General features: G+C 53.6%; 25 protein-coding genes, 1 tRNA gene and 1 riboswitch. Of the genes, 15 read left to right on the top strand and 11 right to left on the bottom strand.

Annotated elements, in window-relative coordinates:
• Nucleotides 1–7: 7 nt before the first annotated feature.
• Nucleotides 8–1,084, top strand: a complete 1,077-nt coding sequence (locus GSF67_RS00640) for a hypothetical protein (RefSeq protein ID WP_006313340.1) — start codon at nt 8–10, stop codon at nt 1,082–1,084.
• Nucleotides 1,085–1,315: 231 nt separating this feature from the next.
• Here the strand turns inward: GSF67_RS00640 and GSF67_RS00635 are convergent, their stop codons facing one another.
• Nucleotides 1,316–2,206: a glycoside hydrolase family 75 protein gene (locus GSF67_RS00635; protein WP_157998611.1), complete on the bottom strand. Its 891-nt coding sequence runs from the start codon at nt 2,204–2,206 to the stop codon at nt 1,316–1,318.
• Nucleotides 2,207–2,317: 111 nt separating this feature from the next.
• The gene (locus tag GSF67_RS00630) at nt 2,318–2,998 is read right to left on the bottom strand and encodes a hypothetical protein (RefSeq protein ID WP_006313342.1); all 681 of its coding nucleotides are present in this window, start codon (nt 2,996–2,998) and stop codon (nt 2,318–2,320) included.
• A gap of 455 nt (nt 2,999–3,453) precedes the next feature.
• On the opposite strand from GSF67_RS00630, the gene GSF67_RS00625 reads away from it, so the two are divergent.
• The gene (locus tag GSF67_RS00625) at nt 3,454–4,098 is read left to right on the top strand and encodes a hypothetical protein (protein WP_006313343.1); all 645 of its coding nucleotides are present in this window, start codon (nt 3,454–3,456) and stop codon (nt 4,096–4,098) included.
• A 5-nt stretch (nt 4,099–4,103) separates the two neighbouring features.
• Entirely contained in the window at nt 4,104–4,469 is a 366-nt protein-coding gene (locus tag GSF67_RS00620) for a DUF3768 domain-containing protein (protein ID WP_006313350.1), read from the top strand.
• A 56-nt stretch (nt 4,470–4,525) separates the two neighbouring features.
• On the opposite strand, the gene GSF67_RS00615 is transcribed toward GSF67_RS00620, so the two are convergent.
• A complete protein-coding gene (locus GSF67_RS00615; protein ID WP_006313351.1) occupies nt 4,526–4,786 on the bottom strand; it encodes a helix-turn-helix domain-containing protein in 261 nt (86 codons plus the stop codon).
• 106 nt (nt 4,787–4,892) lie between these two features.
• Here GSF67_RS00615 and GSF67_RS00610 point away from each other — a divergent pair, with 106 nt between their 5' ends.
• The 4 genes from GSF67_RS00610 to GSF67_RS00595 all read left to right on the top strand — a co-directional run bounded on the left by GSF67_RS00610 (nt 4,893) and on the right by GSF67_RS00595 (nt 7,265).
• Nucleotides 4,893–5,243: a hypothetical protein gene (locus GSF67_RS00610; RefSeq protein ID WP_006313352.1), complete on the top strand. Its 351-nt coding sequence runs from the start codon at nt 4,893–4,895 to the stop codon at nt 5,241–5,243.
• A 49-nt stretch (nt 5,244–5,292) separates the two neighbouring features.
• Complete coding sequence (locus GSF67_RS00605; RefSeq protein WP_006313353.1) at nt 5,293–5,838, top strand: DUF805 domain-containing protein; 546 nt, start codon at nt 5,293–5,295, stop codon at nt 5,836–5,838.
• A 196-nt stretch (nt 5,839–6,034) separates the two neighbouring features.
• Entirely contained in the window at nt 6,035–6,709 is a 675-nt protein-coding gene (locus GSF67_RS00600; RefSeq protein WP_006313357.1) for a hypothetical protein, read from the top strand.
• A gap of 46 nt (nt 6,710–6,755) precedes the next feature.
• Nucleotides 6,756–7,265, top strand: coding sequence for a hypothetical protein (locus GSF67_RS00595; protein WP_006313359.1), 510 nt, complete (start codon nt 6,756–6,758; stop codon nt 7,263–7,265).
• 6 nt (nt 7,266–7,271) lie between these two features.
• Here the strand turns inward: GSF67_RS00595 and GSF67_RS00590 are convergent, their stop codons facing one another.
• Nucleotides 7,272–8,186 (bottom strand): hypothetical protein, encoded by a 915-nt coding sequence (locus GSF67_RS00590; protein ID WP_006313361.1) that lies wholly within the window; start codon nt 8,184–8,186, stop codon nt 7,272–7,274.
• 157 nt (nt 8,187–8,343) lie between these two features.
• On the opposite strand from GSF67_RS00590, the gene tssI reads away from it, so the two are divergent.
• From tssI to GSF67_RS00560, 6 genes are all read left to right on the top strand, one after another.
• Entirely contained in the window at nt 8,344–10,794 is a 2,451-nt protein-coding gene (gene tssI, locus GSF67_RS00585; protein WP_176072003.1) for a type VI secretion system tip protein TssI/VgrG, read from the top strand.
• Nucleotides 10,795–10,796: 2 nt separating this feature from the next.
• Nucleotides 10,797–11,753, top strand: a complete 957-nt coding sequence (locus GSF67_RS00580; protein WP_006310703.1) for a DUF4123 domain-containing protein — start codon at nt 10,797–10,799, stop codon at nt 11,751–11,753.
• Nucleotides 11,750–12,604 (top strand): polymorphic toxin type 15 domain-containing protein, encoded by an 855-nt coding sequence (locus GSF67_RS00575; RefSeq protein ID WP_035214688.1) that lies wholly within the window; start codon nt 11,750–11,752, stop codon nt 12,602–12,604. Before GSF67_RS00580 ends, GSF67_RS00575 begins: the two co-directional genes overlap by 4 nt.
• Nucleotides 12,605–12,626: 22 nt before the next feature.
• A complete protein-coding gene (locus tag GSF67_RS00570; protein ID WP_006310699.1) occupies nt 12,627–13,301 on the top strand; it encodes a GAD-like domain-containing protein in 675 nt (224 codons plus the stop codon).
• A 73-nt stretch (nt 13,302–13,374) separates the two neighbouring features.
• Nucleotides 13,375–13,677 (top strand): PAAR domain-containing protein, encoded by a 303-nt coding sequence (locus tag GSF67_RS00565; protein WP_083815698.1) that lies wholly within the window; start codon nt 13,375–13,377, stop codon nt 13,675–13,677.
• 168 nt (nt 13,678–13,845) lie between these two features.
• Nucleotides 13,846–14,394, top strand: a complete 549-nt coding sequence (locus tag GSF67_RS00560) for a recombinase family protein (protein ID WP_006310698.1) — start codon at nt 13,846–13,848, stop codon at nt 14,392–14,394.
• 177 nt (nt 14,395–14,571) lie between these two features.
• Here the strand turns inward: GSF67_RS00560 and drt3b are convergent, their stop codons facing one another.
• From drt3b to GSF67_RS00535, 5 genes are all read right to left on the bottom strand, one after another.
• Complete coding sequence (drt3b, locus tag GSF67_RS00555) at nt 14,572–16,659, bottom strand: antiviral reverse transcriptase Drt3b (protein ID WP_006310697.1); 2,088 nt, start codon at nt 16,657–16,659, stop codon at nt 14,572–14,574.
• Nucleotides 16,649–18,019 carry an antiviral reverse transcriptase Drt3a gene (gene drt3a / locus GSF67_RS00550; protein ID WP_006310689.1) on the bottom strand — a complete coding sequence of 457 codons (1,371 nt, stop codon included), beginning with the start codon at nt 18,017–18,019 and terminating at the stop codon, nt 16,649–16,651. The genes drt3b and drt3a overlap by 11 nt, the downstream gene beginning before the upstream one ends.
• Before the next feature lie 76 nt (nt 18,020–18,095).
• Nucleotides 18,096–19,331 (bottom strand): integrase arm-type DNA-binding domain-containing protein, encoded by a 1,236-nt coding sequence (locus tag GSF67_RS00545; protein WP_006310688.1) that lies wholly within the window; start codon nt 19,329–19,331, stop codon nt 18,096–18,098.
• Between the two features lie 163 nt (nt 19,332–19,494).
• A tRNA-Gly gene (locus GSF67_RS00540) sits at nt 19,495–19,568 on the bottom strand.
• Between the two features lie 56 nt (nt 19,569–19,624).
• Nucleotides 19,625–20,737, bottom strand: coding sequence for a 2'-deoxycytidine 5'-triphosphate deaminase (locus GSF67_RS00535; protein WP_083815704.1), 1,113 nt, complete (start codon nt 20,735–20,737; stop codon nt 19,625–19,627).
• A gap of 73 nt (nt 20,738–20,810) precedes the next feature.
• A riboswitch (SAM riboswitch) is annotated at nt 20,811–20,889 on the top strand.
• Nucleotides 20,890–20,932: 43 nt separating this feature from the next.
• Between GSF67_RS00535 and GSF67_RS00530 the strand changes: the two genes are divergently transcribed.
• Nucleotides 20,933–22,117 (top strand): O-succinylhomoserine sulfhydrylase, encoded by a 1,185-nt coding sequence (locus GSF67_RS00530; protein WP_006310686.1) that lies wholly within the window; start codon nt 20,933–20,935, stop codon nt 22,115–22,117.
• A gap of 234 nt (nt 22,118–22,351) precedes the next feature.
• Entirely contained in the window at nt 22,352–22,744 is a 393-nt protein-coding gene (gene apaG, locus GSF67_RS00525) for a Co2+/Mg2+ efflux protein ApaG (RefSeq protein WP_006310685.1), read from the top strand.
• A 72-nt stretch (nt 22,745–22,816) separates the two neighbouring features.
• On the opposite strand, the gene GSF67_RS00520 is transcribed toward apaG, so the two are convergent.
• On the bottom strand, nt 22,817–23,806 hold the full coding sequence (locus tag GSF67_RS00520; RefSeq protein ID WP_006310684.1) for an Hsp33 family molecular chaperone: 990 nt from the start codon (nt 23,804–23,806) through the stop codon (nt 22,817–22,819).
• Nucleotides 23,807–24,042: 236 nt separating this feature from the next.
• Nucleotides 24,043–24,960: an ornithine carbamoyltransferase gene (argF, locus tag GSF67_RS00515; protein WP_010970889.1), complete on the bottom strand. Its 918-nt coding sequence runs from the start codon at nt 24,958–24,960 to the stop codon at nt 24,043–24,045.
• Nucleotides 24,961–24,991 lie beyond the last annotated feature (31 nt).

Below are 24,991 nucleotides of genomic sequence, written 5' to 3'. Positions count from 1 at the left end.
GCCTACTATGAAGCGTATACCCATCATCTCCGTTACGCAGTTCGTGACGGCGCATGAAGACCTCGACAAGGCAATTTGGCGTCATCACGTGTCTGATGCAGGTAAGAACAAGCTGCCTCCCAAAATCATGGCCAAATTGCTGAAGCAGAACGCGATTGATATGTTCGCCATGAACCCGCACACCAGAATCGTGTTTGCCGAGAGGACTGACCATTACATTCAGCAACGCCTTACGCTGGGCGAAATCACGGACGCCTTCTTCGTCGATATCGCATTCAAGAAGCATATTCGCAGCATCTCTGACGTTGAGAACTTCGACCTGGAGAAAATCCGCAAATGGATGTCAGCCCGTCTGAAGGATATGAACTTCTTCGGCGCATTGGACGCCGCCTACTACTATGACGGCACCCCTCTGACCAACAAGAAGGAACCGGCAGTGTGCTGGCACGGCCACTTCATGGTCTGGGGCACAACGCAGAAGCAGCTGAAAAAACGGCAGAAGAAGACCAACGAACGCTTTGAGGCCGGGTGGCCCGGAGGCAAGTGCGTTTACTTTAAAAACTGGACCGAAAACCTCGAAGGCCGCGCCATGTACATGATGAAGGCCCCTCAAAGCGAATACTCAGTAGCATTGTACAAGCAACACAAGGAGACGTTCGATCCTGAAACCGGTGAAGTTGAGGAAATCGAGATCGAAAAGGCCAAACAGTATAAGCGGCCACTGAGACCCGGCTCGTTCAAAAACATCGTCGATCTCTATTCGCGGGTGGAGATGCGCGACATCCTGGTGGCTGGTGGGCACGGAAAGAGCCTTCTATCCGATGTGTTGACCAGTGCGCCTAACCAGCTCGCGGAGGAAAGAGAAGCGCAGCTCGCGGCTCGTGCAGAGGCAATCGGCCTACCGTGGACACCGAACCCGGCCCCCTTGGCATGGTATCAAATTCAACAAAGAGCAGAACAAGCAAACAAGCTTGCCGTCTTTTCTCGCGCTGGTGACGTCGGCGCGCCGGACAACTCCCGCCAGAGGGATACGCCATTATCGCCGCTCGAGAAGTTTCGTTTAGGCATTAAGATCGAGAGTTAGGGGACAGTGCAGCGTCACGAAATTCACGGCGATCAGGTGCGGAGCAACTCCCTTCGGGCCTGATCGACTTCAGTTCGTATCACACAAAGCTCCGCCCTATCCAGTCATTATGCGCTGCCAAGAAGGTAGCTTGGTGGCCCGACTTTAACCAAGGTCGAAGAGTTACCAACTCAAGTCAAATACTAGCGCGCACGAACATCCCATTGGCGATGCAAAAAATTGACCTCGATACTACTGTTTTGCTCGAACAGGAAGGGTGCCGCGGCAGCGTATAAGCCTATCTAGCCCACCCCATTCCCTAAAAGTTTTTGCTCCGATTTCATCAATATCTGACTGGCTGAAGCCCGGCCCTTTAAGACGCTTCAAGTCAATTGCCGGAAAGATAAGGTAGCTGGCGTTGGCGAGAGCTAGTTTCTTCACCTGTCGGTAAGTTTCGTCACCTTTAAGTTTAACTCCGGCCATTGAGGCACCCAGCGCGACAGAGACCTCTCCAATTGAAGGACCACGGTCGCCATTGATACCGAAGACAATCTTGTTAGAAGCGTTTATCACAACCACTAGGTCGAAGCCGTCGGTGACAATACCCTGTGACTCCCAATGCGTATTTCGCGGCAGCACATTTGCGTTGATTTTCATGCTGTCCAGATAAATACTCGGATCACATTCATCGCCATTTTTCAGCCGTACAGAAGTCTGCGAAACAAAATAGCCTTTATAACTCCCGCTTTCGACAAGGCATGGAATATGCCGTTTTAGCTTAGCATCGTATTTCCAAGGGATCATTCCATCGGTGGTTATCCACGGTGCTAGACGGTCGTAGTTAGAATCTCTTGCCGCCTCAAAGGTCGAAATATAGCGCTCATAACACTCGCCCCGACGGGGCCTGCACCCAAGCGACTTGCCCCCAAATTTTTCGTGGATACTATTTATCGCGTTCCCCATGTTGTTTAACGCAATTGTTTCCCCTTTCGGATCATTTGGATGATAAGATCTTGGGCTGCCATCAGTATTTATATCCATATCGGCGGTATAGAAAATCGAAGGAATACGACTATCTGCCTTATAAATACTTGAAAGAGGCCTTTGGGTCTCTTCGTCGCGGTACTCCCAGCCTATGGTCATGCCGCATTCAACGGACAACGCCGAATTACTGGAAATCAGTAGAGCCATTATTGTCGAAAATACTCTCACAGTTTTCACCCCGCTGGCAAATCAGTTTAAAATATCTAAAGGTCAGTTTTCCCTGTATTTGGCGGGGATTCTGTCCAATATACCCCGTGATAAAATTTTGACGGGATTTACCTGACCAAGTACAATTGAAAGCACCTGCCGGAAGATAGTGGGCAGCGGCAATGGTACGTTGCATTCCGTTGAGACGCCGTCATAGCCTTCGATTAGAATATTGAAACCATCGTCATAATCAGAGTATCCCGCCATCACTACATTTTTTGTTACATCGTAATAATCTTCAATCATGTCGCCGATAATTACTGAATACTTTCGATGGAATTCGCCATTTTTTGAAACATCTGAGTATTCTTCTTTTAGGATTTTCAATTGACGCTGCTGAGCTTTGAGTGCTGATAACGCTCCCGCTCGAGCGACCTCCAGTTGCTTTCTCGCGGCTTCGAGAGTTTTTCTAGCTGCCTCCAGCTCAGTAATGGAATCCTTAAAAAGGGCTCCCCACGGTCCCCGGATGCAACGCTTAAGGGCCGCTTCTGCGGCTCTGTACCGTTTACCCGTTTCTTTGTTAGTCCTCTCTACGGCTGGCCAGTCATCTTGAAGCTGCTGAATCTTGCGAAGATCTCTTTCGTTTTCTCGCTGGACCTCAGAATAGTCCGGTGCTGCCCTCAAAGTTGTCGTGCCCGCAAGGAACGCAATGCAAACTGCAATATGAATAAGCTTATTAAACATGCCTGCCCCCTCAAGTAACTTCCTTGGACACAACGTATACCAAAGGACGAAAAGTTCAATCAGAAGTTACCTTGTGCCTGTCTATTCGCGAAACGACTCCAACGAGCCTACCTTCCAAATATCATTGAATATCATTCATAAAATTCAACGTAACGCAGATGCCCATAATTCCTCTCGCATAGATTCTGCCGGTCACAACGCTGCTCACTAGAAATTAGAGTGGCATCTACATGAACATTGTCAGATTTTGTCGATGCTAGCATGCGCAACTTTGGCATACATTGACTATTCCGCACAGAGACTTGCAGATAACTATTTAATTTTACTTATTTTTAACGTTCCAAAGAAGAAGATGTATTTCACAGCAAGAATTTCGACTTTATGCAAATTTGACAATCCTTAGTTGTAATGCTATACCATAACACGCCGGCGGTGCTGCCGGTGTGAGGGGCCGTTTGGCCCCTCTTCTTGTTTTGGAGAGCTACTATTATGAACGTTTCACCCGCTGCACCCACTACCACCGCCTTACCCGCCAACCCTGCCGTCACCCTGCCCTGCCCTGCCCTGTCATCATCCTTGGCCGCGACGACAACGGTAGGCCTCACGCCTCATTCTTCCCTGCCACCGATACCCGTGCAGCAGAGAAAGCCGCCGAACTGATGGGCATGGTGGCGCTCAAGGTGGAAGGCGATAAACTAAGGGCGTTTCTCGGCCGGTTGCCGCAGGGCAAGCTGTTCGACAGCGGTAAGGCCTTCGTGCCGTTCGTGAAGCAGGAGCTCTATCAGGCGATTGCCGCCCACTTATCCGATGAGGAGCGCGAGCGGCTGGAGCAACCGCGTGTGGTGCCGGACAAACCCACAGCCGAAACGGACTACCCTGTTCCACCCAAGAATATGCCCGAAAGCTGGGACCGGCTGACCGTGGGTAGCCTCGTACTAGCGACTGAAGGTCCGTTGGAGGGGTGGTATGAAGCTACCGTCATCAAGATCGAGGGCGACACAGGGCTTCGCCTCAAGTGGCGCGATTATCTCGACATGCCGCCTTTCACCCGCCTTGTCGATCAGGTGGCCCTCATTCACCCCGCTTATGTCGAGAAGTGATCGCCATGGGCTGCGCTCTGAAACAGAACATCAGCGAGGATGCGGCCGCTCGGGCCGCAGCCATCCGCAACAAAAACGACACCTTTCGAAAAAGCTTCTCCGGTGGGCGGGTGCTGCTGACGCCGGGGGTAACGAACCTCAGCGCCGAGGATCAGCAAGCGGCCATATCAGCGGTGAAGACGTTCGATGATTTCTCGCCAGACAACGACCCTTACGGCGAGCATGACTTCGGTGCGGTCACGCTCAGAGATGCCGTGTTCTTTTGGAAGATCGACTATTACGACCTAGACCTGCAATTCGGATCATCCGATCCGGCAGATGACAACGTGACTTGCCGGGTAATCACCGTCATGCGGGCAGATGAGTATTGAGCCATGTGCGCAATCCTTACATCAGCAAACACCGTTTTCGGCTCGGATGCTGGCGATCAGCGTCCCGGCTTGCGACCCGCCTTCAACGGCTCGGGCGGCGTGGCCTCAGCAGGAATTTCAAAGAACAACGAAATATCGATAGTGAGAGCGTCGGCAAGCCGCGCGAGTAAATCGACCGAGGCATTGAAATCGCCCCTCTCGATACCGCTGATGGTGGTTCTGTCCACCCCAGCATCTACAGCAAGATTCTCTTGCGTTACGCGCTTAGCGGTCCTGACCTTCCTGAGATTCCATCCAATGCGTTCGCGATGTTCCATCCCGGCATGGCGACCATCTTGCCTAGCATTAATCCATCGAATATATACCACATATTTCCTGTTAACGACTTACGGTTGCCTACGCGGCGACCACTTGGGGGTATTTATGAAAATCGCAGTTGGAATTATCGGGCTCTTCCTCGGCTTATTGGTGCTGCTCCAATCCTGCGCAGTTACAGCAGGCAGCGGGCTGCTGAACGATCAGGCAACAGGGAGTGCCGGCGCGGTCGGCATGCTCACAGGCGTGCTGCTGGTGATCGGTGGCGCGTTCTCCTTCGGCCTGCCGCTGGTGGGTGCCATCATCTTCTTTGTGTCAGCGCTGATGGCCTTCATCGCGCCGTCGCAGGGCAGCTTCGGCGACATGTCGGTTTGGGGCGTCATCGCTCTCCTGCTTGCCGCCATGGGCTTCTTCACGTGGCGTTCGGCCAAGCGGAAGAAAACCCAGCCAGCGGCATGAAGGCGTTACATGAGCACTCGGACAACAACCAAGGATACAGAGGGCTTTTATGAGCGCCTACCTTGACGCCATGCGTCGCTACGCCACCTTTTCGGGCCGGTCCACACGAAAGGAATTTTGGTACTACCACCTCGTGTTGCTGGGTTTAGCCATCGGCGGATTGATTATCGACGTGGCTATTGCCGGGCCACGTGAGCCGCAGCCCCTCGTTTCGGCATTGATCGTCATGGGCCATTACGTCCCATCACTCGCTGTCATCGTCAGGCGCCTGCACGACCTTGAGAAAAGCGGCTGGCTTGTGCTGACCTGCCTAATACCACTTGTCGGGATCGTTGCATTCATTGTGATCGGCAGCGCTCCGTCAAAGCATCCCGCAACTGACTTTCCCGAGAGCCGCGATCAGCGCCCTGCCCCGCACTTCCCCCCTTCTGGCTCGGACCAACAGATTGAGCGCATCGAAAAACTCGCGGCGCTACGCTCGTCAGGCGCGATCACCGCCGAGGAATTTGAAACCATGAAGGCGGGCATCATCGGCCACGGCCAGTTTGCGGGAGAGCCCCGAACTGCCCCATCCCACATGGAAAAACCATTATGACCAAAAATGCTGGAATACTTCTTGCGGCGATTAGGCTGAGCGCTGCTGTCGCGGGTTCAATCTCCACACCTGCCGTGGCCGGAGAACACTCCTACCACAAGGGCAATAGCTGGCAGGTCATACTGAAGACGCCGGACCCTTTTGGCGATAAAGCATTTTGCGGGTTCCGCAGCACGGCGTGGTCGGGAAGTCGGTTGTGATCGAATACACGCTCATCGGCATCGACAAAATCGTTCCGAGGCTGCGCGTCACCAAGCAAAACTGGAATCTTCCGGCTGGCCAGACGACCAACGTCAGCATCGGAACCGAATGGGCGGGTAACATTCAGTTCGTTTCGAAGGTGGTCAACGGCGATGAGCTCTATGGCGAAATTCCCGAGACCGTTGCGGAGGACGGGGGTGGCTTCAAGGTTACGACCATTCTGGGCACAGCGATCTCGACAAACAAGCCAGCGCCATTGGCAATAACCTTCCAAGGAAATGAGCCGCCGTGGTTCGTCCCGGTGATGACCTATACGGAAGCCATAGCGCTCGGAACCGGCTTCGACACTTGCATATCCACTTTAACCGGGCTTGGCCCATCGCTATTCAAGGCCCCTCAGGCTTCGTCCACGTCGCCATTTGGCCAGCCATCAGGCGAAGGTGCGGGAACAGCCCCACGAGCGCCTGCAAACCGCAGCGTGACGCCTCAAAACCCGCCACCGAAGTCAGCCGCAGCCACCGCCGCTTCAACATCACCGTGGGCCTTTGAACAACGCGAGGAGGATTGGGGCGATACGTGTTTTGTGGAAGCGAAGCAGGGCGACATAACGGTCGGCTTTATGGGTGCACCGGGCAAGGATTTCGTTGCGTTTGTGGAATGGAAACTTTGAGGGTATTGTTCGCACGTCTTGGCAGGTCGACGATAAGACGGTCCAAATGTCCAACGGCCATCCAGAGGACTATTTCGGCTGGCACGGCTTCTACGAAATCTCACCGCAAATCCTCGATGACGGCAAGAAAGGCAAAAAACTAGAAATCGCTGACCTTGATGGCAAGACGATTGCCATCAGCCTTGCCGATGCCGCAACGCCTTTCTCTCAGTTTCAGGCATGCTTCAACAAAGCTGCTCCAAAGACGGAAAAGGCGAGCAACTATTTTGCGGCGAAGCAAACGCCTCCAAATCGGAAAAGCTGCGTTCTGGAAGTCGGTGGGGCCAAGGCGATAGATGGTGCATGCTATTGGGGGCCATACGGCAGCATGGACGGGAGCTTCGTGATAAAGGCAAACGGTTACTTCGCTATCATCGAGATTGACAACGACGAGGCCGATGGCTGGTGGAATGATACGCCCGGGGCGACCCATGCTCACACAGGTCTGGGCAAAATGAAACGTGATGGGAAATGTTGGAAAAGCGAAAGCGTAAACGTTTGCCCGGGACTCCAATGACAGACCTCAAAGCCGGGTATCGTCATTCGGTAAGAATACCAGCACATTGAAACCGTCATTGAAATCGAACCGGTCCAGTTCAAGAAGGTCGTTGCAATGCACGCCCATAAACCAGCGAGAGACGTCGGCGTCATAGAAGTCTGTGATCACGGTCTCGATTTTTGATTTTGCTTCGAGGAGGATTTCGGCGTTCTGCCTGCCACGCCCATTGAGGTGCATTAGCTTTTTCCGCGCCGGGCTACCCGCATCGGAAACAGCGATGGAGACCCTGTCCTTCGTGTAACTTTTGACCCGGACCCGCAGTCGCTTCGGCCGCGCCGCATCAAACCGTTCGTTGATCGCCCTGATGCGTGCTTCGATTTCCGCGTCGCCAAGACGCGCCTCGGGCATAATGTCGTCCAAAGGCACAAGCTCTTCGCCAAATTGATGGCGCGCCACTTCGGCAGCGTGATGGGCATAGGCGAGATGGGTTACCGGCAGCGCCTTCAGCCAGTTGCGGCGCTGCGTTATCGCCATCGATTTTGCCGCCTCCTCGCCTAGCTTGGCGATGGAGAAGTTTTCTCTTTTTTGCCCCTCATTGGTCATCAAAGTTGCCTGCCAGACATCGCCATCCGCTGTCTCGACGCGCCTCACACCGGAAATGCCGCTTCGGTTGTTTTTGCGCAGAAGCACGGCCTGCTCGTGGTTGGTAGCGGGCGGAATGGCAAGAATGATGGTGTCGCGATAGGCACGCGCCTGACGATAGGTTGCATCGCCCGAACCGTAGACACTGTCCTTGAACAGCCTGACGATCCTGTGGCCGCGCCGCCTCAGGCTTACCCACCAGCCGGCACCGCGGTGTGCCCCGGCGGCTTCTTCTCGACGCAAGCCATAGTGGTCGGCGTCGTGTTTTGTCTGTTTCGGCCTTGCTCTAACCGGCACGTCCACCCCCTCCTGTCAAATTTCATGGGTAGTATTTTGCCCTATCCGGGTTGCAGAATTCATGTTGAGTCCATGGTTTCGCCACAATGTTTGATTGCATTCTGTCGAGATTTTGGCAGTTGATTGATTTTTTTCCGATCTTCCATCGAGGTTTGCCATGAATGATCAGTCTTCTGCTTCCGATTTCGTTCAGGCAAGCCGTGTGCTCAAGGTCAAGTCTCCGTTAGGGGAAGACCAGCTTCTGCCGGAACGACTTGCGGTTGACGAGGGTGTTTCGCGGCTTTTCGACATCCGCCTGACGGTGCGGGCCAAGAAGGACGCGGTCAAGCCGGAAGAGCTGATCGGGCGGCTGGTCGATGTCTCGATCGAGATAAGCCAGGGCGATGGTGATGGCGGCGGCGTTCGCCGCCCCTTCAACGGCCTGGTGACGGAATTGCATGAAGGGCCGCCGATTACCCGTGGCATGCGCTCCTATGCGCTGACCATCCGGCCGCAGATGTGGCTGCTGTCACGCCGGTCCGATTGCCGTATCTGGATGGACAAGACGGCAGTGGATATCGTCGAGACCCTGTTTTCCGAACACGGCATTCCCGCACCCGATACGTCAGGCATCATTTCACCGCCGCCTGCTCAACACTACAGCGTGCAGTTTAACGAGACCGATCTGGATTATCTCACCCGCCGTTTCGAAGAGGACGGCCTGTTCTACTGGTTCAGCCACGAGGATGGCAGCCACAAGCTGCATGTGGCCGATAGCGCCAGCGGCTGGCTCGGTCCGTCTCCGGCTGCCCAGGGGGAGGGAACGGTGCGTCTGGCGCAGGGCTCGTCGGACCGTAACCACATCAATGACTGGGCGCGGCGGTTCTCCTATGTCTCCGGCCAGCGGGCGGGTGCGGACTGGAACTTCGAGACGCCGGGCATGGTGCCGGGCACGATGACGCCGTCGCTGGTGCAGATGCCGGATGCGACGAAGCGCGAGCTTTATGAATATCCGGCCCGCATCAAAACGGTGGAAGAAGCGGAACGGGCGCAGAAACTGCGGACCCAGGCAATTGAGGCCGATCATGACCGGGTGTTCGGCTCGTCGACCACGCGTATTCTGGAAGCGGGCCGTCGCTTCACGCCTTTCGAGGTTGCGCATCCCGAGCATGCCTACGAGGAGCATGTGATCATCAGGGCAAGCCACAGTATTGTTGATCTCTCCTATGAGACAAACAGCAACGAACCGGAGTACCGCAATCACTTCGAGGCAATTCCGGCCCGCGTGCCGCTGACGCCGCACCGGTCAACCAAACGTCCGCGCATCGAGGGCACACAGGTGGCAATCGTCGCCGGCCCCGAAGGCGAGGAAATCCATCCGGATCAATATGGCCGCATCAAGCTGTGGTTCCCCTGGGACCGCAAGGCGAAGAAGGATGGCACGGATACGTGCTGGGTGCGTGTCAGCCAGGCATGGGGTGGCGGCACATGGGGTGCGCAGGTAATCCCGCGCATCGGCATGGAGGTGATGGTTGCCTTTGTCGATGGCGACCCGGACAAGCCGCTGGTTATCGGCGTGGTCAACAATCCCGCCAATTCCGTGCCTTACGACCTGCCTGCCAACAAGACGCGTATGGTGCTGCGTTCCAACAGTCACAAGGGCGACGGTTTCAACGAAATCACCTTCGAAGATGAAGCCGGCAAGGAAAACCAGTTCTTCCATGCCCAGAAGGACCAGACGACGCGGGTCTTGAACGACCGGACCAAACGCATCGACCGGCACGAGGTCGCCTCGGTCGGTGGCAATCGGGCCGTCGAGGTTTCCGGCAACCAGAAACACGAGATCGGTGGTTCGGTGAATACTGTCGTCGGCGGAACGGGACCGATGGCGATGATGGCGATGGCAGGCGTGCAGGCGCTTTCAGGACAGACGGCTGGCCTGCTTTCACAGGCAGCCCAGATCGCCGGCGGCGGTGGTCCTGGTGTCGCCGCCTTCGCCACCACGCTTGCCTCATCCGCACTCGGCTTTCTTGGTGCGGGCGGTCTTTCATCGCGCGAGGGGGTTGTTTCCGGCACAAGCCCGCGGGCGGATGCGGGCACGGCACTTGCCGGTTCTGGAACGGGTGTCGGCTCCGATGCCTCGGGCCTATTTCCGTTGCCGGGCATCATGAACACGATCATCGGTGCGTTTCAATCCACATCCGTTGGAGTGGCGAAGGCTGAGCAGGTCGGGGTCAGCAAAGTCACGAATATCGGCCAGACGGAAGTCCGACAGGTTGGAAAACAGCAGAACCTGACCATCGGCAAAGAGCAATTCGTCGAGATCGGTACAGGCCAATATACGCGCGTCGGCGAGAAGATCACCGTCAATGTCGGCAAACTCTACAATCTCGTCTCCGAAGAGAAATATCATGGCGAGGCGAAGGTCTGGGAGATATTCGCCGACGACGAAATTCGTCTTTCGACACCCGGCGGATACATCTCCCTGACTAAAAGCGGCATCAAGCTCTTTGCCCTGAAGATCGATATCGAAGGCAACCAGATCAACTTCAAGAAAGGTGGCCCCGGTGAAAGTGGCTCCTGCTTGAAGTCGATGTCGAAGAATTCCACACCGTTTGTCAGGATTTGATTATGAACGACACACCCATAATTGATCTGCCAAATCCGAACGAAACCGCCGAGCTTACAAGACAAGCCGTAGAGGCAATGCCGGGACAGGTGTCCGTCGTTTTAGATGGGGGTGCATTTGATAATCTTCCGCGCATCCTTCAGGAAGAAGGTATAAGCGCCCGGTCATTGTTTCTTGAAGGTGCTTCCGCCGATTTTCGTTTGTCGGGACCATGGTTAGTCGATCTCTCGGCTATCCCCGTGCGCTCTTATATCGGCTGGCTAGACGCAAAAAATGCTTGCGCTGTCTATTGGTCCTGTCCGTCTGGAACCGATGATCTTTACCGTCACCTGAGGACTATTAACGAGGTTATGATCCCGCTGGAGCAGACCAGTGGCGATCTGCCAGCTACGAGTTCACCCCAGTATGAACGCGTATTGTTTCGACACTGGGACCCTAATGTCCTCGGCGCTCTTCTTCCAATTTTGACAAGGCCACAGATTGCCCGGTTCTTGGGCCCTGCGGACTGCGTCGTTTTCAACGCACCGGACTACGGTGGGGTCAAGAGAGTAAAAGCGCCGGCAGACCTTCCTGCTACTCCGCCCGGCCCGCTGCGAATTGAGCGGGACCAAATTGAAAAGCTGAAAGCAGCCATGCTTCACTCCTCTCGGCTCAGAATAGCCCGTTTCCTGAAAGCGAATACTCCGCCGTATTTTTCTGGCGTCGATGATAACTTCATTTGGGGCGCCACCTTGGCCAGCGAAAAATCTGCCGATGAGCTTGGTATCAAGACGGAACGCGGTCGCGCTCGCTGGGCCTACGTCATGATAATGTCCGATGGAAAGGCGGCAGACGCTCCAGAGGTACGAAACTATGTTGGAGATGGCGGTGACACGCCAGATAACAGGGTTAAATCCCTGATCGACCACACCGTCGATGCCTTGCGTTCCAATCCGTCAGCATCCGGAGTGCCCGCATGAGTGCGACGACAACTGTCGCCGGAGCGGGCGGTGCTATCGCAGGAGGTTGGCTCGGTCGTGTTATTGGAGGCTTAGCTGGCAGCCTCGCTGGGCCTGGAGGTACAGCGGTTGGAGCATGGATAGGTGGGCAAGTCGGCGCTATGGCGGGTAGAGCGGCTGCCTCCGCAATCGCCTCTTATATGGAAGATGCGAATGTAGACGCTGACGCCAAGACCAAGGAGAGCGAACAGGCCAAACCTTGCGTTGATTGTGGGGAAATCGATTGCTTCAAACCTCCAAAAGGCTCGACGCCTGATGAGATCAAAGAATTCAAGAGGCAACTCGAAGAACAGCAAGATGCAATAAACAATATTCCGCCCGACCAGCTTATCAAAAACATGGACACTTACGAAAAGATCGGTAGAGGCGCGACAGATGCTGCTGATCGTGCGGCAGCCCGAAGCAAGTGGCTGCGCAACAAGATAGAAGACCTTATGGAGAGTAACGGAGAACTCACTGAATCAGCAGCTAAGAGTGCTGCTCAGAAAGAGCTTAAAACTATGGATGTAATCCATACGCCTGATCTTTCCGCCGGTGGTACAGGGGAGCTTTCAAGAAAAGACGGTGGGTTAGCACCAAGGTCGGCGAACAGGTCTATAGGTTCTCAGTGGTCCAAGGCGGGAGACAGCGGAAAAACACGACTGCAACAATTAAAGGAACACGCAGAAAAGGCACGCCAAAAGGGCGAAAAAAGTAATACCAAACTTAAATTGTGTGACGAGGCTGGCGCCTCCGACCCCGACAATGCAACATCAGGGGGCAGCATTGGGGCGGGTTCAGGACATGGTCAGTCAAATACTCCAACGTCCTGAGTAAATTTGAAAGGTGGATCATATGGTTTCATATCAAACTAGGCTTGAAGCTGTTCTTACCAAATTGGCTGCGGGTCAGCAGGAAAAGGGGCGTGGCCCGGTCGACAGCGAAAAGTACATGGGCCGCCTTCCAGAGTCTATCTTCAAAGTTTGGGACGAGCTTGGCCTTGGGATTTTTTTGAACGGTTACTTTCAACTTTGCGATCCTAGCACGTATCGACCTATTCTCGACCAAGTACTTTTGGGAGATAGTGATTTAGATCCCGAGAGAACTCACGCCATAGGCTTCAGCGCCTTCGGGGAAATAATTGCTTGGAACGAAACTCATCGGAGTGTTTATGTCAATCTACCGGAAAGTCAGGTGTCGTGCCGCTGGCTAATCTCTCCTAAACAGGGGATCGACCCAAACTTGACGATCTTAACGAGTTTGCTGATGGTTGACGATGACTCATACGACATGCCAGACGAAAACGGCAGACCATTATTTAAGGTGGCACAATCGAAACTTGGTGATCTTGGAGCTGGGCAAATCTACGGGTTCAAGCCCATCCTTGCCTTTGGTGGCCCCAGAAACGCCAACAGCTTGGTCGTATATGACGCCTTTCCACATATGAGCATACTTGCACAGGCGCATGATTTCCAACTGGTGGATATGACACCTTTCCCCCCCCGACCCGTGCGCAGAATCGGGAACTAGTTGTTTGGTCATCTTCGGTCACAACGCTTAATTGCCAATCCATACTAAGATTGTCCAAAAAAAGGAAAGTTGAATGGTTGGACGCCCGGTCAGTTTAAAAGGCCATATGCATATATGTCCTATGATCGACCCCGGTCCTAAACCTCATATTGCGGGACCGGTAAATTCGACGCAGCAGAGTTTTGTGAACGTCGAAGGTGTACTAATCGCCACAGTTGGTGACACATGTCTGTGCGCAGGCGTGCCTACTAATGACAAGATCATCGCAGGCTCGTCCGTTGCAAGTATTAATGGGAAACAGATATCCCGCCTAGGCGACAGCTGCGCGCATGGTGGTAGGCTCGTTCAAGGTGTTCCTTGGCTAACTTTTGAATAGAGCTGATACGACTCGCAGTGCCCCAGTAAAAGTTCAGGTCGCCGAATTGCCGAACATTAGGGTATACCCCCACGTTACGCCCCACAGTTACAACCACCAATGTAACATCTGGGTTGACAACGAGTATTTGTGACAAGTTAGCGTCAAGCCTAAAGCTTGAGGTGACACATGGCTCGCATAGGGTACGCGCGCGTTAGTACGCTCGATCAGGATCTAGAAATTCAGCAACGGCATCTCGCCGCCGAAGGCTGCCAAATCATCCGCTGGGAGAAAGTATCAAGTGCAAGCCGTCACGGACGGGCCGAGTTGGCAACGATAATCGAATTCTTGCGGGAAGGTGACGAACTGGTTGTGACCCGCTTAGATCGATTGGGTCGCGACACGCGCGACGTACTGAATATCGTCCACGACTGCCAGCTACGTGGCGCGTTCGTGACCGTCCTCGACCCACACGTTTCAACACGCGGGGAAATGGGCCAAATTATCCTAACGGTGCTTGGGATGGTGGCGCAAATGGAACGCCGGTTCATCAAAGAGAGGCAGAGAGAAGGGATCGCCAAGGCGAAAACTCGAGGCGTTTACCAAGGGGGAAGAACAAGGCTCGACTACAGTCTGATCCGGCATCTTAACTCAGAGGGTATGAAGGCATCAGCCATAGCGTCAATGGTTGGCTGCTCCAGGATGCAAATATACCGGATTCTGAACAATAGCTCATAGCCCTTAAGCGCTTTAATAAGCTACTGCTTTAGTCGAGGGCGTTGGCAGTCACGCCCCGCGACTGCCAACTTAACAGCAGCCGTTTATAGGCAAACTGATAACGGAGCTTGTGTGTGTGCCGCATTCACCTCGCATCTCAGCGAGGTTAGGCAATCTAGGTTGGGCGCAGCTCTATTCTCAGTATACTTCCCGAGTTCGCTTTTTGTCTAGCTCAAAAGAGAGATCAAAGTTCTGCCAATTAGTGAACCAGTGGCTCGAAGCCGATTTAATGAAAGGAAGATCAAAAACGCTTAGTGAATAGTGGTCAGATATTTTGTGGAGTGTGGACGTCGAAATGTACGGACAACACTGCAAATCAAGAAACAACATAACTAAATCAGCGTCCTTATATGCGTACGCCGAACGACGCTGAAAAATCGAAACTATATCCTGTTCTACGAATTGCCTCAGCCTAGAGTAACGTTTCCTACCACCCATATAAAGGAGTGAAACAGTTATCGAAAAATAATCGAGAGGACGCGACCTAGTTAGTTCACCCGCTCCAGTAACTACGACACCTAAATACTGAGCAAGCCTATCTTCCGGAATATAATAATCTCTCCCAAGTTTTTTTAAAGCCAAAATCAAATATAAAGTCTCTACCTCTCGAAACTCTTTCTGATGTGAGCGTTTCAACTGCCTTATAATATTATCGAAAGCGTACTTAAACAGTTGCCCCTTTAGATCTCCCGCGATGCCGAGTTCGTTCAGACGGTCGACCATGGTCGCTAATATCCGTGTCAATCGAACGGAAAAATTGACGCGAGGATTCGAGGCATAAGTGAAGAAACAAAACTCCAAAATGGCCATGAGTGCTCGCACGAGCCTTTTAGGATCCTGATAGAACTGTAAATTGTCCGAATAGCGATCAAATATTGTCTTGACTTTTCGCTCAACCGCTGAATACGTATAGTTAAGTATATCTCTGTATATGACACCTGTCTCCATCAACACAGTCTTGAACTCAATTATAAATTTATTCGCATCCACATATGGATTGTATACTTTAACTTTCCTTGACGCATCCGCAGGGTCAATCCGCTCATCTTCTACGAAGGATATGTTTTCCTTAAGTACAATTCTAACTTTATTTTTGGCGATTGTGAGTTTCGTGATTATTGGCTTTTCGTACGACTCAGATTTTCCTGAGTTTAAGTTAAGTTTCATTTCTTTTAAGAAGATCGACAAATATCGCTCAGCTTTTTCGGGGAAATCCCCATCGTTGTGGAAAATGAAATAATCATCAACATATCTAAATATCTCATAATCAACCTTATTACGTAAACTATCCTCACTGAGTAGTTTTTCTTGTAATTTCCTATCGACTCCTTGCAGTATTATTTCAGTAAACACGCGAGAAAACTCAGGACCGATCACAATACCATTCGTCTCACCTTGATTCATGTCCTGCATTAGCTTGTCAAATCGTCCGCCGAAAGTATTCGTCGACGCTGCTAAGTTTGCTTTGCACGCTTCAGAGCCTAGGGTTACCCACGGCAAAGAATGCGTGTAAACACTGTCGAAACATTTGGATATATCTAGCTTCAACAATCGGTCGAACTTCTTTTCCGCATTGTGATATTTGTAGTGCTCATAAAATTTAAATATATTACTGTATTTCTTGTATACGAAAAATGATCCGAGATTGTCGTATTCTTTTTCCGCCTCTTCAACCGAAGCATTTAAGGAACTTTTGCGTACACGGTGAAGCCGATCTGAAAATTTTGTGGTAGTCGCCAACAAGTGCGGGTGTCGAATCGAATAGTCGCTTCTGCTGCAGTTGTAGATAATTTGCGCGCTGTTATTGTGATAGAAATCCGCGACTAGAAGCTGGTTTCTAGGGTGGATAACCGTCAATTGACGAAAATCGCGTTCCTTATGAGATATGTTAAAGTTGTAAGGCCGGGTCCAAAGTGCAGGCACCCGCCATTTTCGAATTTCGCGCGTCTTGCCGTCACGAATATTTTTTTCGATCCGGAAATTGTTTTGGTCTTTGATAGATGTACCAAAAATGATTGATATCACAGCATCAATAGCCGTCGAATTGGAGTGCCATACTACCCATTTTTCGCCGCCCTTCTGCTCTATCCTTACATCATATCGAACAAGAAAACTGAAAAAGCCACCGTTGCTGAAGGAAGGCGGCACCTCGAATGGAAGGACATCAGTTAGGACAGGCCTCTGATAGGAATACTTCGCTTCAACATTTTTTCTCTTAATGACCATACTTCCACGCCTTTACGATTTCGCGGAATTCGTTTTTTCGGTGGAATCGCCGAAATACCTTCTCAGTATATCCTTTATAAAACGAATATTTATCTAGCTCTACTTTTAGTGAAGCGCTTGAAACACCGGCGCAAAGGCCTTTCAGGCGGCCGTCAAGGCTATTTAACTGGTCCAAATCGGTAAGATGAGGATTGCTAAAAAATATGCCCACATAAGCGTTTTCTTTATTATGAGTGAGCTGCGTATTCCCCGTCAAAAAGCGAATTCTTTTTACCAAAAGGCGATACGCCCCTTTTGCATTTCGCCCCTTCTGAGATTTGTAGCGAAAAAACGACGCGGAAAGGCGTTCGAGATATTTAGCATACTTTGCTTGGCTCAATTGGATCTTGAGCTTGGGCCCGAACGCAAATTCATACCCGAGGTACTCAAATTTCCAACCAGTTTTTTCGGCCAACTTACCTTCACCAGTCAACGGAGACTGTCTAGTTTTAGCCTCGTTGACTTGAAGTTTCCTTCTCGAAAGTGCATGCCTAACTTGGTCCTCATAAGTTTTTGGCAGCGACGTTGGTTTCGGTGCAAACACCAAAACGATGTCATCAACGTATCGGGCATAAAAGACAACGTCCTCTGTCGCGCGCATCTCCTCATCGAATTCGCGCATATACAATTCAGATAGGTAGGAGCTTATTCCAAGACCTCTCGGGATTCCTTTTCCGGCACTACCCGCAAGTTCCGCATATCTGTATAATATTTTATATATGAGTCGCGAGGATGCGTGGCTCAGAAGCTGATCCCTTTTAATTTTTTCTAATATTATCTCATGACTAATACTTTCAAAAAACTCCGCGACATCGATCTTCAAGACATGATAAGGAAATCCATCTGACATATAGTCGCGTAGCTGGGTGATAATGTTGTTACGGTTTGATTGCTTAACCTTATACAGCTTATTAAAATTTCTTGATATTTGCTTGATTGCGTAATATTGATCCGGGCTGTTCTGGTCTATTTTAAAAACGGCCTTTCCTTTTGGTCCTGCACTTTTCACAAAGTCGATAGAGTAGCTCTTTTTAGAAATAACATTCGAGACGTTCTGCAAGCAGCTTAAAAGTACCTCATCGCGCACAGTTCGAGCCACTTCTCGTTGATTTCTCAAAGAATCGAAGGCAGCTTGCTCGGTTGAGCTATAAGGCTTTGAATGAGTTCGCCTAAAATCCTTTGTGGCCTTTATTTTCTCTTTGAGATCTTCTGTTTTTTCCTTAACTTCCGGAAAAAACTTGAGGTCCAATACATGGCCACGCCGCTTTTCGTATTCGGATATTGCTCGTAGGTTTTCAGCAGAAAAAGTTTGATCCAGCACGGTAGGTCATCGATCCACTTTAAAGGAATCACAGCGAAGATTTTGCTTGAATACTATGCTGAGTTGAGTAAGCGATTCAAGCTCTCGTCAATGATTTTCCTCTAATGAAGACTTCGACGCTGTTATCTCGGGAACGCTCCATTGCCAGCATATCCGCCCACCATTGCATCATTCGTACTCGCTCCTCCCAGTATGTGGCACGGTTATAGATGCGCCGGACCGACCGAGTATCAAGATGCGCAAGCTGGGCTTCAATAGCATCAGCACTGAACTCTCCGGATTCATTCAATATGCTGCTGGCGGAAGAACGAAAGCCGTGCGCGGTATGCTGGGCCTCAGTCACCCCCATGCGCCGCAGAGCTGAATTCATGGAATTCTCGGATAGAATCTTCTTGCCGGACATCATTGAAGGGAAGACATAGGGCTTATCGCCAAACAGTTCCTTCATCTCCGTGAGAACTTCCACTGCTTGCTTGGAAAGCGGCACATGATGCTCCCGGCGCATTTTGGTTTTCTCTGCGGGTATGGTCCAAACCGACTTATCAAAATCGAGTTCAGTCCACTCCATCGAGCGGGTTTCTCCGGGACGGGCAAAGCACAACGCTTGGATTTTCAGTGCTGCTACTAACGATGGCCAGCCGTCGTAGCCGTAGATGGCTCGCATCAGGCCGCCCATCTCAGCCTTCGTCGTCAAGGCCGCATGATTGACAGGTACATGGCGTTGGAGAGCCCCACGTAGTGCCGACGTCGGGTCATTCTCCGCCCTTGCCGTTGCAATGGCGTACCGAAACACACGACCTATGGCAGCGCGTGTCGCCAGCGCGCTTTCCACACGGCCGCTCTTTTCAATGCTGGTCAGCACTGCAAGAACGTCACGCGCCGTAATCTGAGTAACCGGGTAAGGCCCCAGCTTTTCGGCAAGGTCCTTCAACATCCATTTGTTTTTGGTGATTGTGGGCTCTGCGCGCTTGTCACGTTTCAGCTTTTCAATGAACTCATTCGCAATGACGCCGAAGGTGTTTCCGGCAGCGGCCTGGGCGGCAAGCTGATCACGCTTCTTGGCCAACGACGGGTCTAGGCCCTCAGAGAGCTTCCTCTTCGCCTCGTCGCGCAATCGACGGGCGTCCGCCAGCCCCACCGTCGGATACGACCCAATCGTCAGTGTTTTTCGCTTTCCAAAAAAATCGTAATCGAGACGCCAGGACTTGCCACCGGCAACCGATATGTAGAGATAAAGCCCCTTTTCATCAGATAGCTTGCGCGGTTTACTGTCGGCTTTGGCGTTCTTAACCTGAATGTCTGTCAGTGCCATTTTACGGTATCGGCTTCCCACCACGATGACGAATACCGTAATTTTTACCGACAAAATTGCTGGATGTCACTGCATACCGTTGCACGACCCTACGCGCGCGCGAGGCAAAAACGCCGCAAAATCAGCGCTTGTTGGACATCTATGATCTTGTTGGAAAGGTCGCTGGAGCGGGTGAAGGGAATCGAACCCTCGTATTCAGCTTGGGAAGCTGCTGCTCTACCATTGAGCTACACCCGCGCAGGCTAAGACATCGGACAGTTCGCGGCGGGTGTCAAGCGGCCCGCCGGGGTTCATTATTCGGCGCGGAAATGTTTGGAGAGCTTCAGCCCCTGCGCCTGATAGTTTGAGCCGAGGCCGGTGCCATAGAGGCCTTCCGGTTGTTCCAGCATGTGTTCGTAAACCAGCCGGCCGACGATCTGGCCGTGTTCCAGGATGAAGGGCACCTCGTGGCTGCGGACTTCAAGTACGGCGCGGCTGCCGGTGCCGCCGGCCTGCGCATGGCCGAAGCCAGGATCGAAGAAACCGGCGTAATGCACACGGAATTCGCCCACCAACGGGTCGAAGGGCGTCATTTCGGCCGCATAAAGCGGTGGCACATGCACGGCTTCGCGTGAAACGAGGATATAGAACTCATCAGGATCGAGGATCAGTTCCGCGCGGCCGCGGGCGAAGAGCGGCTCCCAGAAATCAAGGACATCGTGCTGGGCCTTCTTGTCGACATCCACCACCGCCGTATGATGTTTGCCGCGGTAACCGATCAGCCCGTTCTCACCGAAACCCTTGAGGTCGATCGACAGCGCAATGCCGCCGCCCGTCACGTTCGGGTTTTCGCTCGCTACCAGCGTTTCCGTCTCGTGCAGCTTCAGCACTTCAGTTTCATTGAGAAGTGCGTGGCCGATGCGGAAGCGGATCTGCGACAGGCGCGAGCCGCGGCGCACCACGATGGGGAAAGTGCGCGGGCTGATTTCCAGATAAAGCGGACCAGTATAGCCAGCCGGAATCTTGTCAAATTCCTGGGCATTGTCGGTCATCACGCGGGTGAATATATCAAGCCGGCCGGTCGAGCTTTTCGGATTGGCTGAGGCCGACATGTCCGCCGGCAGAGCAAGGCTTTCCATCAAGGGAACGATATAGACACAGCCGGTTTCCAGCACCGCACCCTGGCTGAGATCGACCTCGTGCAGGCTGAAGCGGTTGAGCTTGTCGATGACGCGGGTTCCAGGGCCAGGCATGAAGCTGGCGCGGACGCGGTAAGCTTTCGAGCCGAGCCGCAGATCGAGGCTGGCGGGCTGCACCTGGTCGACATCGAGATCGGCCTCGCTTTTCAGCTTGCCGCCCGCAAACAGCGCCCGGATTGCGCCATCCGCCAAAATGCCCGTGGTTCTCGTCCCCGTGGTTCTCGTCATGGTCATCATTCCTTTTTACGGCGACAAAACCAAAAGGAAAGCATTGACGCAAGCCGGTAACGGCAGTATGGCAAGCTTATCCCGTGGTGATTTGGCCGGTCGGCTTGCAGCCACGTTAAACAAGTGGCTAAAAAGACCGGGTGCTAGGAACCGGTCTGCTTTTGCGGCCGGTTTTTTTGTTTTGAAGGTGATCACATGAGCAATAAATGGCGCCCAGCAACCCAGCTCGTTCACGGCGGTACGCTACGCTCACCCTATGGTGAAACGTCGGAAGCGATCTATCTGACCCAGGGTTTCGTTTATGAAAACTCCGAAGCCGCCGAAGCGCGCTTCAAGGGCGAAACGGATGGCTTCATCTACGCCCGCTACGCCAGCCCGACCAATGACATGTTCGAAAAGCGCATGTGCCTGCTGGAAGGCGCGGAAGACGCACGCGCGCTTGCCTCCGGCATGGCTGCCGTCACCGCCGCCATCATGTGCCAGCTGCGCGCCGGCGATCACATCGTTGCCGCACGCGCCCTTTTCGGCTCCTGCCGCTGGGTGGTGGAAACGCTCGCACCGAAATACGGCATAGAATGCACGCTGATCGACGGACGTGATCTCGACAATTGGGAAAAGGCGATCCAGCCTAATACCAAGCTGTTCTTCCTTGAAAGCCCAACCAACCCGACGCTCGAAGTGGTTGATATTGCCGGTGTGGCAAAGCTCGCCAACCAGATCGGCGCGAAAGTGGTGGTCGATAACGTCTTTGCGACGCCGCTTTTCCAGAAGCCGCTCGAACTCGGCGCCCATATCGTGGTTTATTCGGCCACCAAACATATTGACGGCCAGGGCCGCTGCTTGGGTGGCGTGATTCTCTCCGACAAGAAGTGGATCGAAGAAGAGCTGCAGGATTATTTCCGCCATACGGGCCCGGCCATGTCGCCGTTCAACGCCTGGACGCTTCTGAAGGGCATCGAGACCCTGCCGCTGCGTGTAAAACAACAGACGGAGAATGCCGCGAAGATTGCCGATTTCCTTGCTGATAGCGGCAAGGTTGCCAAGGTCATCTATCCCGGCCGCGCCGATCATCCGCAGGCGGATATCATCGCACGACAGATGTCAGGCGGCTCCACTTTGGTGGCCTTCGAACTGAAGGGCGGCAAGGACGCAGCCTTCAAGTTGCAGAACGCGCTTGAGATCGTGAAGATTTCCAACAATCTCGGCGATGCCAAGAGCCTCATCACCCATCCCGGTACGACGACACACAAGAACCTCTCCGACGAGGCGCGTGCCGAACTCGGCATTTCCGGCGGCACCCTGCGCCTTTCCTGCGGCATCGAGGATACCGACGATCTGCTGGAAGATCTCGCAAAGGGCCTTGCGGCCGTTTCCGCCTGAAAATTCAATCGGCAAATCGCCATGGCCCGACCCAGGTGTCGGGCCATGGTTTGCCTGATCGGCAGCAAAAGTCCGCAACAGGCAACCCATATTTACCTTTATTGTTATCCCTAACGCTGGAAAACAGCGCAACAGGAGATGCCTCCTGCCCGTCAAGTCATTCATTTTCTTGACGATAGCCAGAGCCTATAGTGTAGGATATGGCGGCAGGCATAATATTGAGGTGTGGCGCGTATGTATCGTGCTCTGACAAGGGATATCGAGGTGACGGTCGATCCGTATTATCTCGAGGAACAATCCGACCCGGATGACGATCGTTACGTCTGGGGCTATAAAGTCGTGATCGCGAACAATTCCGATGTCCCCGTAAAACTCGTCAACCGTTATTGGCATATCACCGATCAGAACGGACAGGTGGACGAGGTCTACGGGCCGGGCGTCGTGGGTGAACAGCCGCAGCTCAAACCAGGCGAGAGCTATGAATATTCCTCGGGCTGCCCGCTGGATACGCCGTCAGGCCTGATGTTCGGCCATTATGAGATGGAAACGGAAAATGGCGAGGTGTTCAATGTCACCATACCCGCCTTTTCGCTGGATTCACCCGGCCTGATGCGCGTCCTGAACTGACGGCATCCGCCCGGCAAAGGAAAAGCCGCGCCTGTTAGAGCGCGACTTTCGATTCAGGCATTCTCAAAAGATTCAGGCATTCTCAAATTCGCTGACATCGTAGCGATAGGTGGTGGAGCAGAACTCGCAGGTTACGGCGATGGCGCCGTCTTCCTCGCTCGCCTTGATCTCCTCGGCGGTGAAGCCGGAAAGCACACCCTTGATCTTGTCCCGCGAGCAGCTGCAACGGTCGAAAATGGCCTGCGGATCATAGATGCGCACGCCGCTTTCGTGGAAAAGCCTGTAGAGCAGGCGTTCCACCGGCACCTGCGGATCGGTCAGCTCATCGGTATCGATCGTGTTCAACAGCGTCACGGCTTCGGTCCAGGCATCGTCCTCCTGCACCTCGTGGCCACCTTCGTCACCATCGCCACCATGCAGATCGCGCATGCGCAACCGCTCGGGGGCCTGCGGCAAGAACTGCGCGATCAAGCCACCTGCACGCCAGCCGTGGCGCGGCTTGCCTTCACTGTCGCGGTCGAAGAACTCGGCGACGCCAAGGCGCACGCGGGTGGGAAGCTGTTCGGACTGGCGGAAATAGACCCCGGCAATGTCTTCCAGCGAGGAGCCATCGAGCGGCACGATGCCCTGATAGGGCTGCATGCCCGCGCCCTGGTCGATGGTGAAGGCGAGAATACCATTGCCCAGCAATTGCTCCGGCGAGGTTTCACCGGCCGCAACCGCTTCCGCCAGCCGCTCCTCATCAAAACGGGCGTAAGCGCGCATGCTGTCCGGCGCGGAGAAATCCGCGACCAGCAGGTCAACCGGGCCGTCGCCCTTGGTCTGGACGGTCAGCTTGCCGGAAAACTTGAGCGAGGTGCCGATCAGCGCCGTGAGAACCGTCGCTTCCGCCAGCAAGCGGGCAACCACGGCGGGATAATCGTGCCGTTCGAGGATGGCGTTCAGCAGCGGCCCGACCTGCACGCCGCGGCCGCGTACATCCAGACCTTCGACTTGAAAAGGCACAACCTTGTCGTCGCCAGCAAAATTGAGATCGTCCAGTTCAACCGTTACATCTGCCATGTTGATACTCCTTGGCGCAGCCGTGGCGCCGCTACCGTCCAAAAGTCCGGCTTTCAAATGTGGTTTTTGCTTGTCGCACAGAGACCCGGGAAGCGAAACCGCCTCCGGAGAAAAACGTGCAATTGTGATGATGGCCCGCCAGCAAACCGACGCGTCTCTTCGAAGCCCCACAGATGGTAATCGATGCGTGTCAGTTCAAGCACCCGGCCCGAAGACGATCAGGACGGGTGAATTTCTCAGATCACGCCCATGCACCATGCGATGACGGATTTCTGCGCGTGGAGACGGTTCTCCGCCTCATCGAAGACCACCGATTGCGGGCCGTCGATCACGGCGTCCGTCACTTCTTCACCGCGATGCGCCGGCAGGCAGTGCATGAACAGCGCGTCCTTCTGCGCCTTGGCCATCAGGGCCTCATTGACCTGATAGGGCTGGAAGATGTTGTGGCCGCGCGCCTTGTGCTCCTGGTTCATGGACACCCAGGTATCGGTGACGACGCAATCCGCGCCCGCGACCGCCTTGTCCGCATCATGATACAGCGCGATCTCGCCGCCATTGTTGCGGGCCCAGTTCATGAACTTGTCATGCGGTTCGGAACCCATCGGCACCGCCATCGTCATGCGGTAACCGAAACGTGCGGAGCCCTCGACGAAAGAGTGCAGCACGTTGTTGCCGTCGCCCGTCCAGGCAATGGTCTTGCCCTTGACCGGACCACGATGTTCCTCGAACGTCATGATGTCGGCCATGATCTGGCAGGGATGGGTATCATCCGTCAGGCCGTTGATAACAGGCACCGTCGCGTGTTCGGCAAGCTCGAGCAGGCGCGAATGATCCGTGGTGCGGATCATGATGGCATCTACATAACGCGACAGCACCTTGGCGGTATCGCCGATCGTTTCCGCACGACCGAGCTGCATTTCAGTGCCCGACAGGAAAAGGGTCTCGCCGCCGAGCTGGCGCATGCCGACATCGAAGGAAACGCGGGTGCGGGTGGACGGCTTTTCGAAGATCATTGCCAGCATCTTGCCGGCGAGCGGCTTTTCCGCCGTTCCCGCCTTCGTGGCGACCTTGCGCGCGCGCGCATCGTCAAGAATTGTCCGCAGGTCCTGCGGGCCAACGGCCGACAGGTCGAGAAAATGTTTAGGTGAAGCCATTTCAAACTGTCCCATGCTCGCGAGCCCCGGG

This window comes from Agrobacterium sp. CGMCC 11546 (assembly GCF_013365515.1).
Lineage (GTDB): Bacteria > Pseudomonadota > Alphaproteobacteria > Rhizobiales > Rhizobiaceae > Agrobacterium > Agrobacterium fabrum.
Note: the sequence above shows the minus strand (reverse complement) of the source record. Positions and strands in the feature narration are given on the sequence as shown.